The organism is Pedobacter sp. NJ-S-72, from assembly GCF_053890575.1.
Genome location: NZ_CM132681.1, coordinates 4908186 through 4923093, shown reverse-complemented (window position 1 = coordinate 4923093; position 14908 = coordinate 4908186). Strand labels below are relative to the sequence as shown.

Below are 14908 nucleotides of genomic sequence, written 5' to 3'. Positions count from 1 at the left end.
GTTCTTGGGCAATTAGGCGCCCGTGAACAACATGAAGTTGAAGAGATGGCGGCTAAACATTCTGTTATTAAGCAGAGATTAGTGCGATCGAGATTGCTATGGAACAGTATGCGATTAAACACGCTATTCAACCGTCCGGTGGTCTGGATAAACAAATATTTGAAAAGATACTTGTCCCTGTTGATGAAATAGCAACTCCAGAAGAATCTGTTTCAACAAAAAATCACGTTACAACAGCTAACCACCTTTCAACAACAAACCACGAAGCTAAAATTATTCCTTTACCTAAAGACAATGCGGCTTCAACTATCAAAACACTAAGATATGCACTGGTAGCGTGTGTCGGGCTGTTAATAGTCAGTGTCGTTGCTCTTTATTCAACACATGACAAATTAAATACAGCTAATCAACAGATTATAGCCCTAAACACTGATAAAGAGAAGTTTGCCAGTACGGTCAGCTTTATGAAAGATGAGAATAAAGATTTACAGACCATAGCGACTATGGCAGCAGATCCAACATGGACAGCTGTTAAACTTGCCGGAACTAAAATCTCTCCTCAGGCTAACATGATGATGGTTTACTGGCATAGAAAAGGACAGCATGTAATGATGGATAACAGCAAAATGGCTCTTCCTCAAAATGACGCTGCTCACCAATACCAATTATGGGCAATTGTAAATGGAAAACCTGTTGATCTTGGTGTATTCGATGCAACTGCTGAACCCAAAAAACTATTAGTTTCTATGAAAGAGGTTGGAAATGCACAGGCATTTGCAGTAACTCTTGAAAAACGTGGTGGTAGTGTTAGCCCTACGATGGAAAAAATGGTTCTTATGGGCGGTGTCTCTATTTAATTAATCCTTTTAATGCTTCGGGTACATATTCAGCGACTGCGGAAGCTGTGACAGAAACTCTGGATACGGCAAGCTGATCTCCGGATAGTCCATGTATATAACAAGCGGCGTATGCAGCTTCATCTGCGCTGTAACCCTGAGCCAGGAATGAAGATATCAGTCCTGTCAGTACATCCCCCATTCCTCCTTGTGCCATTGCTGAGTTACCGGTTGAATTAATCTTTACTCTTCCCTTCTGATCGATAATAAACGTATATTGATTTTTGAGCACGATGATACATTTCAGTTCAATTGCCTGTACCCTTGCAGTTTGCAAACGGGCCCACCATGAATCATGAGTACCGAACAAATGATCAAATTCCTTCATATGGGGGGTTAATACAGATCCTTCTGTTACCTGTTGAAGTAAATCTTTATGATCTCCCAGCAGATGCAATGCATCAGCATCTATAATCAAGGGTACTTTTAATTTTAACAGGTTTTTCAGGATGTCAATACTTTCTTTGCCTATGCCTAAGCCAGGCCCCACTGCGATTACTTTGAATTTTTCAAGTCCATCATTTAGCGCTGTCCGGTCTAAATACATCACTTCCGGGAGAGCTGTATTTAACGCTGTTAATCCGCTTTCAGGGATAGAAACGGTTGTTAATCCTGCTCCGCCATATAAACATGCTCTGGCAGCAAGAATTGCTGCACCCATAGTTTCTTTCTGTCCGGCTACGAGCAATGCATGTCCATAAGTACCTTTATGAGTAAAAGACTTTCTTGGTTTGATTAAGGCCTTGATATCCTCTGCATCCAGAAGTTTATAAGGAGAATCAAACTTTTCAATAAAATCTTCATCAAGACCAATCGGGGTTACTTTGAAACGAGCTAAAGCATTAGCAGATTCAGGAAAGAAGAAATTAATTTTTGGCCGCTGAAAACAGATCACCAGATCAGCTTTAATATAGATACTGTCTTTGCCCAGTGCCCCTTCTGCTGGAAAACCGGTAGGTACATCTACAGCAATCACCTGACGGTTCAATCCATTGATGAATTGTGCAAGCTCCAGATAAAGACCTGTTAATGGTTTATTCAATCCTGATCCTAAAACGGCATCTATGATTACCCCATTTGTCAAAGATTTCAATTCTACAACGGCTTTGATTGTAGTTAATGAGAACCACAGATCTTTTAAACGGTTCAGGTTTTCCTTATATTCTTCAGTCTCATTACCTGAAAAATCAATCAGATACACTGCAACCCGGTTATACCCTTTATCTTTAAGTATTCTGGCAATCGCCAATCCATCAGCTCCGTTATTACCTTTACCGCATAAAATATCTACTGGCGTATCTTCACCAGTAACCTCCTTTATAAACTCTTCAGCAAAAGCCGCCGAAGCTGCTTCCATTAATTCTATAGAGGTTATATCTTTATTTTTAATGGTAAATACGTCTGCCGAACGCGTCTGCTCTTGATTAATCAGGTTCTGCATTTAATTTTGTTAATGTTTCATTTCTTTTTTCAGGAATTTCCCAGTCAAACTGATTGGGTTCTGGATCAGGCCTTCGGGTGTTCCCTCAAAAATGATTCTTCCACCACCAGCACCACCTTCTTCACCTAAATCAATAACCCAGTCGGCCACTTTAACCACGTCCAGGTTATGCTCAATCACGAGAACAGTATTTCCTCTATCTACTAACTCATTTAAAACCCCTAATAGTACAGTACATTGATGTCTTCAAAATGCAAACCAGTTGTTGGCTCATCCAGAATATAGAATGTCTTTCCGGTATCTTTTTTGGATAATTCAGTAGCCAGTTTAACTCTTTGCGCCTCACCACCTGATAAAGTAGTAGAAGACTGTCCCAGGGTAATATATCCTAATCCAACGTCTTTTAAAGTCTTTATCTTACGATAAATAACAGGCATGTTTTCGAAAAATGCACAAGCATCTTCAATACTCATATCCAGTACGTCACTGATCGATTTACCACGATAACGCACTTCCAGCGTCTCTCTGTTATATCTTCTGCCTCCACACTCTTCACATGGCACATGCACATCAGGAAGGAAATTCATTTCTATAACCTTCATTCCGGCCCCCTGACAGGTTTCACATCTTCCACCTTTCACATTGAAAGAAAAACGACCTGGCTTATACCCTCTTATCTTAGCTTCGGGTAACTGCACATATAAGTTTCTTATATCCGAGAAAACACCTGTATAGGTAGAAGGATTTGATCGCGGTGTTCTGCCAATTGGCGCCTGATCAATTTCAATTACTTTATCAATTTCTTTAATCCCGTTGATTTTCTCATAGGGCAAAGGATGTTTTTTCGCTCTGAAGAAATGGTGATTTAAAATCGGATATAAAGTCTCTGTGATCAAACTTGATTTACCACTGCCTGAAACTCCGGTAACAGCGATAAATTTACCTAATGGAAAATCTACAGAAACTTCTTTCAGATTATGACCACTGGCTTTGATGATAGATAACTTATGTCCATTGCCTTTTCTTCTTTTTTTGCCGGAACTGCGATTTCTTTATCTCCGTTCAGGTAGGCCGCAGTCAGTGTTCCTGATTTCAGGATCTCTGCCGGGGTTCCTTCAGCAACAATCTGTCCGCCATGCAAACCAGCCGCAGGGCCAACGTCAATCACATAATCTGCTTCCAGAATCATGTCTTTATCGTGTTCAACAACTAATACTGTATTTCCAAGATCACGCAGATTTTTCAGTGCACCAATTAAACGTTCATTGTCACGCTGATGAAGACCAATACTTGGTTCATCCAAAATATACATGACGTTCATTAATTGTGAACCGATTTGCGTTGCCAGACGTATCCGTTGTGCTTCACCTCCTGATAATGTTCTTGCTGTTCTATCCAGAGAAAGGTAGTTTAATCCTACATCAGTCAAAAAGCCTAACCTTGTTCTGATTTCTTTTAAAATCTCTTTAGCAATTGTATTCTGTCTTTCATTTAAACGGCTTTCCAGGTCATCAAACCATCCTTTAAGGCTATTAATATCCATTTCTGCCAGTTCAAAAATATTCTTTCCGTCTACTTTAAAATGCAGACTTTCTTTTTTCAGCCTTGCGCCATTACATGAAGGACAGGTTTTAAGTTTACGGAAGGTTTCCATATCATCTACAGCACCTTCTCCTTTTTTTTCATTCTGCTCTTCCAGTAATTTGATAATTCCGTCAAAAGTGATCTGATAGTTCTGTACATTCCATTTGTTATATTCAACAGCTACAGACAATAAATCAGGACTTCCATTCAGAATGATATTGATATTCTCTTCTCCTAATTTTTCTATAGGTGTAGAAAGAGAGAAGTTATATTTTTTTTTTTGCCACTGCCTTAATCACCTGGAACATCCAGATATCCCGGTATTCACCAAGCGGAGCTAATCCACCACTCATAATACTGAGTTTAGGATTAGGCATTACAGAATCTCTGTCCACAACGAAAATATAACCTAAACCATCACATCGTTCGCAGGCTCCATAAGGAGAGTTGAAAGAAAAACTGTTTGGCTGAGGTTCATCATAAGATATCCCGGTAGTAGGACACATTAAAAAGCGGCTGAAATGAGAAACATTATTCTCTTTGTCGCTGATTTTAATAATCCCTTTACCTACTTTCATTGCGGTCTGAACAGAATCGATTAATCGTTTATGGTCTTTTCTATCTACTAAAAGACGATCTATTACAATTTCAATATCATGGATCTTATATCTGTCAACCTGCATTTTTGGAGTCATATCCTGTATTTCTCCATCAATACGCACCTTAACATATCCTTGTTTACGAATTTGTTCAAACAATTCACGGTAATGCCCTTTCCGGCCTTTAACTACGGGGGCAAGAATATTTACCGCGATATTTTCATATTTATTGTAAATGTTATTCAGGATCTGATCTTCGCTCATCCGCTCCATTTTCTCTCCGGTATTGTAAGAGAAAGCATCAGCAGTACGGGCATATAACAAACGCATGAAATCATAGATTTCTGTAATCGTTCCTACAGTAGATCTTGGGTTTTTACTTGTTGTTTTCTGTTCAATCGCAATTACAGGACTCAATCCTGATACTTTATCTACATCAGGTCTTTCCATTCCTCCCATAAACTGACGGGAGTATGCGCTGAAAGTCTCCATATAACGACGTTGTCCTTCGGCATAAATTGTATCAAATGCCAGAGATGACTTACCACTGCCACTTAAACCAGTAATAACAACAAGTTGGTTACGTGGAAAAGAAATATCTATGTTTTTCAGGTTGTGAACCCTTGCACCGTATACTTCAACATCTTTTTGTTCACCCAGATCGATGGTATTTTTGCTCATATATGTCTAAAAAATGCTATTGAAATCTTTGAAATAAAGAAAGCAAATTTGCAGCCACAAAAGTACCCATTTTTCTTTTAATAGCCTATCCGGATTTACAATATCGCGAATGGATATCACCAAAGAAACAAGGGTATGACAATGGGATGTTTTTAAATATTCACCACTGGATTTTTTCCAGCTTTCTGATAAATATGAGACAGGTATGCCGCCGACATCATTTTCACACCATTAAGATGGCTGTCGATATTTGATATCAGATCTTTTTTATCCAGATTACCCTGGATGAAATTAAGAAACTCTTCAATTACTGAGGTTTTGGCCTGTTCTGTTAACAGTTTGGAATCATCCAGTTTGTGTTTAGCTGAAAGATCTTTCATTGTAATGATCTCCAGCGGACGTTTACCTCCCAGCATGCCAATATTCCGGAAAATATGAATATCGAAATGGTTATTCCCTCCTGTTTTATAATCTTTCTTATTGTTATGATGATGCTTATCTTTAGCCTGATAAGAATGAACCTGAATATTTTGAAATGGTCCCTGCTGAATATTATGATACTCGTGTTTTACACGGCCGTTTCCTTTATAAAGGTCAGCATCAGGTATTGCCCAGCTCCTCCTGCTAAAGCTATTATGCAATAGGTTGATGGTTATATTGGCTATATTTTTCTGCTCTTTGAGCATCCGGATCAGAACCGTCGCATCAAGTTCACCATAATCCTGAAAAATTTCCAGTAATTGCTGATCATCAAATGCCTTCACTTTTCCGTAATCATCTTTAAAATAAGCGGAATAATCCTGCTCATTCATTTGTGTAATAAAACCATCAGGCTGAATCAGAGAACTGAATACGTCCATACTATCGGATGCTTTAGCAATTATATCCGGGGCATGATAAAGCTGGCTGACTATATCGAATATATGATAACCGCTATGAGACATTTTTCCATGTCCTTTATTATAGGAATGATAATCCTCCAGAATCATTTCTGAAGGCAGGCGCCACTGCCCATCGCTATGACTGGAATTAATAGAAGTTACGGGGCAATTGGTTGCTGAACTTACATCTTTTATCCTTTCCATGATATATTGAAATCCCGGATGATACCTCCGCTGCACATTAATAGAAAAGATTGTCGGCTTCTCTTGTTGAAAGTCACTATAGAGCTTAAGCAATTCCAGATAATCAGAAAGGATTCCATTAGCCTGTTCTAATTCAGAGACAGCATTTTCCCTGGTACTAACAGGCTTGTCCATCAGTATATGCAATCTTAAACTTAATGCCCATTCTGCATAGGCATAATGAACTGATGGTTCGGTAGCGATAATGACTGCATTGATATCATTTTCAGAGACAAAATGATTTAGCTCAGCTTTCAAAGCTTCAGGTAGCTGAACAGCAAACGGATCAATAAACAGTGTATTGATCACATAACCATGCTTTTCAAAGTGACGTTTAACCTTTTCGGATTCAGACTTAACATCAATTGTCAATAAAATCTCAAGGTCAAATTTCTCCTTTAATTTAGCCAATGCAGGCAGATAGACACGCTTTGAATGGGGACCGATACCTATTAAAATTATCCGTATAGCAGATTTCATTAGCAGAGTATTTTTAAACTCACTAAATATATACGTTTTCAGACGTACTAAAATCACCCTCTAAATTAAAAGAAGGTGAAATAATCATTAACTCCGAGAAGAGGATTCATTACAGAAAATTAGCATCCTCAATTCTAAAATACTCAATCACAGTTTTAGTTTCTTTCTTTAATTCACCTTTTTTATCGGCTGTATGGCTAACATTGGTAACACTGATGTATTTAACAGGATCACCTGGAGATTCATAAACACGCAAGGTTGCATAGTCATGCTGTAATCATCAGCAGGCAGCAAATCTTTCAGGGATTTTAAATTACCGGCGCTTAGCTCTGCTATCATTTGATCAGGATCAGCTACGGTTTTCAGCTTCCCCTCAACATCCCGTTCCTCCATCCATTGTTCATTCTGCTCAGAAAATGGAGTTGTTGCCCTTCCTGAAAGGGAGAATACAACCGGTACTGCGATAATGATCAAAGCTTCAATAGCCCAAACCACCCATAGCAAAGTACCTGAAACGGTATTATGTTTTAGTGTAAAAGTACCCGCATTATTCAGATTTAACATCGCTTGAAGAAGAACATCGGGATGCGTAAAAACATGCCAGAATCCGGTCAGATTAAAAGAAGAACGAACCCACATTCCACCTGCCATACTTCCTTCTGCCTCATACATTAAAGACACAAACAGCGCCCATTGTGAATACCAGGCCAAAATACCACTGATTATTGCCAGCAGGCGGTCATATTTTGTATTTCTGATCTTACCCAATCCAATTGCTATAAATACGCCACCACCAACGCCCAGCCCCAGTCCGACAGCAATAAAGAAATTCAGATAAATAAAAGGAATAAACCATTGCAGGGCAATATAAAGAATGCTCAGTATTACTGTTAGCACAAATGCGGTTACGAGAGAAATAAAGATGCCCTTTACCGGTATTTTTCCTGATGGTTTATAGTATAAATGTTCCATATCATGTTCTTCTGTTATAAAGCTAAGTTTATTTTGGATTTTCAGCGAACATTGAATTTTATTATATAAAAAAAGCCGGCATAAGCCGGCTTTTAATTTCATTTCAGTCTGATTTCTTTTTATTCGCTGTGGGTATTCATAGCCAATACTCCTTTTGGAGAAGCACGATAACCATAACGTGAAGGATCTTTGATGATTTCTTTCATGGAGATGAGTTTGTAAACATAACCACCTGTTTCACGGTTAAGTTTCATCTTGAAGTAATTATCCTGATTTTGTCTGTTGATCTGCTTCCTCATGTGGTGGGTCACCAACATTGTAGGCAGCAGCGACTAGTGTCCAGCTATCAAAAACACCATACAATTCTTTGATGTATTTGCAGGCTGCTATAGTGGATTTACGTAAGTTTTTACGTTCGTCGACTTCTGAGTTTACTTTTAGTCCGTAAGTCCGTGCTGTACCTGGCATAAACTGCCAGAATCCATTTGCTCCTTTTGGGGACATTCCGCCTTGTAAACCAGATTCAACCAGAGGCATGTATTTAAAATCATTTGGGATACCGTAAGCTGCAAGAATCGGCTCAATAATCGGGAACCATTCTGCGGCCATCCTGTGTAAACGATTTGTCTGTAGATTACTATAATTATACCCTGCAAGAATTTTCTTCATCTTTTGCTGCACCCTGATGTCACCCAGAGGTAAAGTTTCTTCTGCGAAATTTAACTGAGCTATCAGATTTACAGGCTCTTCTGTGATAGTAGTGGTAGTAGTAATTATACTTTTTGTAGTGTTGTTAAGTCCTTTTTTTTGACTTTTAAATGCTTGGGGCATGTTGTAAGCAAACACTTTTGCCATAACCAATAATCCTAAAATTACCGAACATGTTATTATGTGTTTCTTTATCATTTTCCTCCTTTTTTTGGTGAACAATTATAAAACGCCTGCAAATGTAATGTATATTTATCTAATTATCAACATTTTACAGAAATAAGCAATAAAATCAACGTTTAAACACCCATAGGCCATGATTTTATTTTCAACTAACATGATGAAAATATAAATGACTATTTGCGCGATTTTTATTAAATTTGCACCCCGCATTAATTATGTGGTTAACAGCGTATCATGACAAATAACAACAACAGGAACAGTCGGGATGACAAGTCCAAACCGGGAAACCGAAGCACAACAGGTAAAGGCCGTAGTGGAGCAGATAGTTCTTACAAAGGTAAAAGCAAGTTTGGGGATAAAGAGGGGAACGACAAGAGTAAATTTGGTGCTGGGAAGGATAACTACAGACCAGACCAAGAGCAAGTAAAGATGGTGATGATTTCAAAGCGAGACCTCCTAGAGATGGTGACAGCAGTTTCAGACCAAGAGCAGGCAGGGATGGTGATGCTAAAAGCTTCTCATCAAGACCTCCAAGAGATGGCGATAGCAGTTTCAGACCAAGAGCAGGCAGAGATGGTGATGCTAAAAGCTTCTCATCAAGACCTCCAAGAGATGGCGAAAGCAGTTTCAAACCAAGAGCAGGTAAAGATGGTGATGCTAAAAGCTTCTCAAGAGGTGCAGGCGGCAAAACATTCAAACCACGTGCATTTAAAGAAGGTAGTTCTAAAGAAATGCCAAGAAATGAAGGCCGTAGTTATGTAAAGAAAGACAATTTCAGTACTGATGGCGAAAGACCATTCAGAACTTTCGATGATAAAAAAAATTCTTCCAGAAGCACAGATAGCAGACCTTTCAGAAAGAGAGAAGAAGGTGCGGCGGCAAAACCATATTCTGGTGCGCCAAGACCTTTTGCTGCTAAATTCAGCGCCTGTGATGCGTGCAAGAAAGGAAAGCAATACTATAGATGACGGAAAAATCCGTTTGAACCGTTACATCGCCAACTCTGGTATTTGTTCACGTCGTAAGGCAGATGAACTAATCGCCGCAGGTGTTGTTTCTGTAAACAATGTACCAGTTTCTGAACTGGGATACAAAGTAGATCCGGGTAAGGACGAAGTTCGTTACAACGGTGAGTTGCTAAAACGTGAAAAGAAAGTTTACGTAATCTTAAACAAACCTAAAGATTATATTACTACTACAGATGATCCTCAGGAGCGTCGTACAGTAATGTCATTGGTAGAGAAAGCAAGCAGAGAACGTATTTACCCGGTAGGACGTTTAGACCGTAATACAACAGGCCTTTTATTAATGACAAATGATGGTGACTTAGCTGATAAGCTATCTCATCCAAAAAATGGTATTACTAAAATCTATCATGTTGAATTAAGCAAAAGTTTAAGTCAGGGTGACCTGAACAAAATTCAGTTCGGACTGGAGTTAGAAGATGGTATTATTAAACCGGATTCTGTATCTTACGTTGCCGGAGGTTCTAAACGTGAAGTAGGCATCCAGATCCACAGTGGAAAAAACAGGATTGTCCGCAGAATATTTGAACACCTGGGTTATGAAGTTGTTAAATTAGACCGTGTGGTTTATGGCAACCTGACCAAGAAAGATCTTCCACGTGGAAGATGGCGCTTTTTAGAAGAACATGAACTGATTCAGATCAAACATCTGATCCAGTAATTATAGCCCCGTTTATGAGAAAACTAATTTGTCTGTTAACCGCTACCATTTCTTTTCTTTCTGCTGAAGCACAACAGGCAGATTTTCATCTTGTCATCGGAACATATACTGCTCCGGGTAAAAGTGAAGGAATTTATGTTTACGATTTTAACACGTCCAACGCTGCATTTAAGAATACTAATGTAGAGAAGAACGTGATTAATCCAAGCTTCCTTACCGTTACACCGGATCGTAAATTTGTTTATGCGGTGAATGAGGATGGCGACAAAAGCATGGTAAGCGCTTTTAGCTTTGACGCAGTTACAGGTAAATTAGGTTTCTTAAATAAACAAAATGCAGAAGGTGCAGATCCTTGTTATCTGATCGCAGATGACAAAAATGTACTGATTGCAAATTATAGCGGAGGTACTATCGGTGTCTTTGGCAGAGAGGCAAGCGGTGCTTTGACTCCTGCAAAACAGGTTGTTAAACACATAGGATCAAGCATAAACAAAGCCAGACAAAGCAGTGCCCATGTTCACATGGTACGTTTTAGTCCTGACCATCGTTTTGTGATCTCTAATGATTTAGGAAAAGACAAGGTTTATACTTACGCATATAATAAAGATTCAGCGCATGATGTACTTGTTTTAAAAGACAGCATCAGCATCAAACCTGGTAGTGGGCCAAGACACATCACTTTTAGCAGCAATGGTAAATTTGCTTACCTGATACAGGAAATGATACCTGAAGTAACTGTTTTCAGTTATACTGATGGTGTGTTCAAAAAGATTCAGGAGATTCCTTTTGTAGCCAAAGGCTTTAAAGGTGAGAGTGGAGGTGCAGATATACAGCTTACTGCTGATGGTAAGTTCTTATATGTAAGTAACAGAGGTACTGCCAATACAATTACTACTTTCGCTGTTGAAAGTAATGGTCAATTGGTTAATAAAGGTCAGACAAGCACTTTAGGTAACGGCCCGAGAGCTTTCGTGATTGATCCAGGTGGTAACTGGTTATTAGTTGGTCATCAGTATTCAAATAACGTGGTCATATTTAAACGTGACAAAGTAACTGGCGCCTTGAAAGACAGCGGAAAGAGAATCGAAGTAGGTGCTCCTGTATGTTTCCAATTTGTATCTAAAAAATAAGTAGCAGCGATTACTCGTGTTTAAAGGGTAATGTTTACAAATAGAAAAGAGGGTGTATCATTAATCAAAATCACTTTTCGGAAACGGAATTTAATTTTGAGTCCTTTCTGAAAGGAATGAAATACAATAAAAAACGGCAATTTTCTTTTTGAAAATTGCCGTTTTTTATTAAAATAGCTGCCGTGATAAAATATAATTTGGCGGCTTCGAGGCTAAAATGATTTATGATACAGCCTCTTTTCTATTTTTGTCTTTCTCGTTTATTAACCTTTATGACAAGGCTGTACCGCATGATTTTTAGCTATGATGTCATTATAGTAATCTACATATAGCGGTAATATTTTCTTCAGGTCAAAATCCTGTGCCCTTTTAAAAGCATTTTCTTTAAACCTGTTTAAAACTTCATCATCTTCAAGGATTGTGATAGCTTTACTTGCCATATCATCCACATCACCAACATTGCTCATATAGCCACAAAACCCATCTATATTCAGTTCTGGCAAACCACCAGCATTAGAAGTGATAATAGGCACCTTGCAAGCCATAGCTTCAAGTGCTGCCAGTCCAAAGCTTTCTGTTTCGGAAGGCATCAGAAATAAATCAGCACTGAAAGGATTTCCTCAACAGCGTCTTGTTTTCCTAAAAAGCGAACATGATCACAAATACCAAGATCTCTGCATAATTGCTCATTATTCGCACGGTCTGGTCCATCCCCTACCATCAATAATTTAGAAGGGATCTTATTCAGAATGAGCTTAAACATTCTGATCACATCCGCGGTCCTTTTTACCTTACGGAAGTTAGAAGTATGAATCAGGATTCTTTCATTATTAGGCGCAATAGCCTTTTTGAAATGATCCTTTGGTTTCAGGCTAAATCTGCTGAAATCTATAAAGTTAGGAATCACTCTGATCTCGTTAGTGATATCAAAATGATTATTGGTATCTTCTTTCAGATCGTTGGAAACAGTAGTTACTCCATCTGACTTATTGATAGAAAAGGTAACTACAGGTTTATAAGTAGGATCTTTTCCAACTAAAGTAATATCAGTTCCATGGAGCGTAGTGACAAACGGTATATAAATACCGTAAGTTTCCAGAATCTGTTTTGCCATAAAAGCAGCAGAAGCATGTGGAATTGCATAATGTACATGGAGGATATCCAATTTCTCGAATCTCACGACATCTACCAGTTTACTGGCTAATGCAGATTCATAAGGTGCATAGTCAAACAATGGATAATCCCGGACTGATACTTCATGGTAATAAAGGTTAGCAGAGAAAAAGTCTAACCTTGCAGGCTGGCTATAGGTGATGAAATGGACCTGATGTCCTTCATCGGCCAATGCCTTTCCTAATTCTGTAGCGACAACACCACTACCGCCAAATGTAGGGTAACAAACAATACCTATTTTCATCAATTATAGATTATCTATAACAGTTTTAATTAAACTGTTGCACCCGCAAATTACAGTACTAAAACTGAGCTTTGTGTTAAACAATTGCAATTATTTAATTTGTAACAGAATTAATCTTTCATTTCGGCCTGAATAACCAAAAGCATTTCATTTGGTCGTTGAGTACCAATATAATATTCCAGTCCAGTCCGTCGCGGTCTGTTAGCACTACTGCATCCTTCCCGGAAGAGTAAAAGCGGATACTTCCTTTACGGTGCAGATTATAAACCGGGTTATTAAAAAGATAGCTGCTGTAAGTATCTTTTCTAACGTCAGTAATACTATTTAAATCAATTTTGACCTTCTTCGCAGTCCATAGACCATCAATGATTATACTTTTATTGTGAATGATAGTTTTATACTGAATCAGGAATAATAATGCAATAGATATACCAATGATACCAAAGCCAACCACAAGAAATAAATCCTGTGTATTGTCGCGATCTCTTTCATACACGTATGCACCAAAACAGAAAGCGGCCATGAGCAACCGGATACATATCCTGATGTAATCCCTGCCTATATATTGTTTCTCCAGAAAAGCGTACTTATTGCCCATTTAATTTAATTTCTGTTCGAATATAGCGACTTTTTTTGTTGTAGCTGTTACTTTATATCTATTGTCCTGACGTAAACCTGCTATATCCAGACCACATCGCCATTCCCATTAATCAGGATTGGAATACTATCTTTTTGGGGCAGAGGTATTTTCTGGTCTATAAAAAAATCACTCAGTTTTTTATAATTCCTCATCCCTATCGGCATAAAACGGTCCCCCTCATGCCATGTTCTGATTACTATTGGAAAGATCAGTTTATCAGCGTCCAGAAATGCTTTCTGTGGATTATTCTCAAAAGCAACCAGGTCAGAATAAGCTATATCAAAAGTCTGATTACCGAATAATATGACTTTATCGGAAGGATGTATCATCTTGTTCGTATAAACTTCTTCTTTTCGAATGACAGTCAGCAGCAGTTCATCCCGGTTCAATGTTAAACGATGACTTGCACTGTAAAAAGAAGTACCACTTTGCTTAGCTAAAGAATTCAGCAGATCTTCCACCACCATTTCAGTGAAATTATAAGCTTTCAGCAGTTCAAACACAAGAAGCCGTTTAGGGTTCAGGGTTCTTATTTTCTCCAGTGAAAGATATATACCATCTTTCCTTTCCTCACAAATCTCCGTTCTGAGACTGGCAACTGTGTGCTGCAAAACCATTTCAGTCTCTGAAAAACGAAGAATATTATGTTCAAAAGTCTGTTCAAGATTGGGATTGATCTCCTTAAGCAGCGGAATTACACCGAGTCTTAATTTATTTCTGGCATAAGCAGTACTTGAATTAGAACTATCTTCGACAAAATCAAAGTTGTTTTGATCGATAGTCTCATCGATCCCTGTACGGGAAAGAAATAATAACGGTCTGATCAGGTAATCTCTTTTTGGCAATATACCATGTAACCCGGCTATGCCTGTACCTCTGACCAGGTTTAACAGCACGGTTTCTATTGCATCGTCCTGATGATGTGCAACAGCAATATAATCATAACTTTCCTGCTGTCTCAGTTCCTCAAACCAGTGATATCTCAAATCTCTCGCTGCCATTTGAGTGGATACTTTATGTTCGGCAGCATACGCTTTGGTAGCGAAATGCGTTACATACAATGGTACTTCGAGCTGAGTAGCCAGGGAACTGACAAAACCTTCGTCTCTTTGTGACTCCTCACCTCTAAGTCCGAAATTACAATGTGCAATCCCAAACTTAAATCCAGCTTCCTTAAAAAAATGAGCCATTACAACAGAATCCTTCCCCCCGCTAACGGCTAAAAGAATTCGCTGGTCCGGATTGAATAAGGAATTCTGACTGATAAAATCGAGGAAGTTCTGCAATGGTAACATCTTCCAAAATTAAAGATTTGCCGCTAAAAAGAAGCAAAAACAAATTATTAGATAAATTATAAACAGGCTACT

The 14908-nt window shown here is 38.6% G+C and carries 12 protein-coding genes and 2 pseudogenes; 5 read left to right on the top strand and 9 right to left on the bottom strand.

The genetic code is table 11. The features are described 5' to 3' along the window. Positions 1-98: 98 nt before the first annotated feature. On the top strand, positions 99-857 hold the full coding sequence (locus ACWYN3_RS32420; RefSeq protein ID WP_456217958.1) for an anti-sigma factor: 759 nt from the start codon (positions 99-101) through the stop codon (positions 855-857). On the opposite strand, the gene ACWYN3_RS32415 is transcribed toward ACWYN3_RS32420, so the two are convergent. The 6 genes and pseudogenes from ACWYN3_RS32415 to ACWYN3_RS32390 form a co-directional block, all read right to left on the bottom strand. After that, complete coding sequence (locus ACWYN3_RS32415) at positions 850-2337, bottom strand: NAD(P)H-hydrate dehydratase (RefSeq protein ID WP_456217957.1); 1488 nt, start codon at positions 2335-2337, stop codon at positions 850-852. The genes ACWYN3_RS32420 and ACWYN3_RS32415 overlap by 8 nt on opposite strands. Before the next feature lie 9 nt (positions 2338-2346). Continuing rightward, positions 2347-5201 (bottom strand): annotated as a pseudogene (gene uvrA, locus ACWYN3_RS32410) (excinuclease ABC subunit UvrA). 152 nt (positions 5202-5353) lie between these two features. Next, positions 5354-6805 (bottom strand): Gfo/Idh/MocA family oxidoreductase, encoded by a 1452-nt coding sequence (locus ACWYN3_RS32405; protein WP_456217956.1) that lies wholly within the window; start codon positions 6803-6805, stop codon positions 5354-5356. A gap of 168 nt (positions 6806-6973) precedes the next feature. Beyond that, positions 6974-7777, bottom strand: a complete 804-nt coding sequence (locus ACWYN3_RS32400; protein WP_456217955.1) for a hypothetical protein — start codon at positions 7775-7777, stop codon at positions 6974-6976. A gap of 119 nt (positions 7778-7896) precedes the next feature. Then, on the bottom strand, positions 7897-8031 hold the full coding sequence (locus ACWYN3_RS32395) for a hypothetical protein (protein WP_456217954.1): 135 nt from the start codon (positions 8029-8031) through the stop codon (positions 7897-7899). 10 nt (positions 8032-8041) lie between these two features. Beyond that, the gene (locus tag ACWYN3_RS32390) at positions 8042-8632 is read right to left on the bottom strand and encodes a lytic transglycosylase domain-containing protein (protein WP_456217953.1); all 591 of its coding nucleotides are present in this window, start codon (positions 8630-8632) and stop codon (positions 8042-8044) included. A 270-nt stretch (positions 8633-8902) separates the two neighbouring features. Between ACWYN3_RS32390 and ACWYN3_RS32385 the strand changes: the two genes are divergently transcribed. Genes ACWYN3_RS32385 through ACWYN3_RS32370 form a run of 4 tightly spaced genes read left to right on the top strand, consistent with a single transcriptional unit; the run spans position 8903 to position 11484 of the window. Then, positions 8903-9430, top strand: coding sequence for a hypothetical protein (locus ACWYN3_RS32385; RefSeq protein ID WP_456217952.1), 528 nt, complete (start codon positions 8903-8905; stop codon positions 9428-9430). Further along, positions 9400-9636, top strand: a complete 237-nt coding sequence (locus tag ACWYN3_RS32380; RefSeq protein ID WP_456217951.1) for a hypothetical protein — start codon at positions 9400-9402, stop codon at positions 9634-9636. Before ACWYN3_RS32385 ends, ACWYN3_RS32380 begins: the two co-directional genes overlap by 31 nt. Next, on the top strand, positions 9602-10354 hold the full coding sequence (locus ACWYN3_RS32375) for a pseudouridine synthase (protein WP_456217950.1): 753 nt from the start codon (positions 9602-9604) through the stop codon (positions 10352-10354). Before ACWYN3_RS32380 ends, ACWYN3_RS32375 begins: the two co-directional genes overlap by 35 nt. A gap of 14 nt (positions 10355-10368) precedes the next feature. Next, a complete protein-coding gene (locus tag ACWYN3_RS32370; protein ID WP_456217949.1) occupies positions 10369-11484 on the top strand; it encodes a lactonase family protein in 1116 nt (371 codons plus the stop codon). Between the two features lie 263 nt (positions 11485-11747). Here ACWYN3_RS32370 and bshA read toward each other — a convergent pair. The 3 genes and pseudogenes from bshA to tilS form a co-directional block, all read right to left on the bottom strand. Continuing rightward, positions 11748-12901 (bottom strand): annotated as a pseudogene (gene bshA / locus ACWYN3_RS32365) (N-acetyl-alpha-D-glucosaminyl L-malate synthase BshA). A 118-nt stretch (positions 12902-13019) separates the two neighbouring features. Beyond that, positions 13020-13499: a hypothetical protein gene (locus ACWYN3_RS32360; protein WP_456217948.1), complete on the bottom strand. Its 480-nt coding sequence runs from the start codon at positions 13497-13499 to the stop codon at positions 13020-13022. An 80-nt stretch (positions 13500-13579) separates the two neighbouring features. Continuing rightward, complete coding sequence (gene tilS / locus ACWYN3_RS32355) at positions 13580-14836, bottom strand: tRNA lysidine(34) synthetase TilS (protein WP_456217947.1); 1257 nt, start codon at positions 14834-14836, stop codon at positions 13580-13582. Positions 14837-14908: the final 72 nt, after the last annotated feature.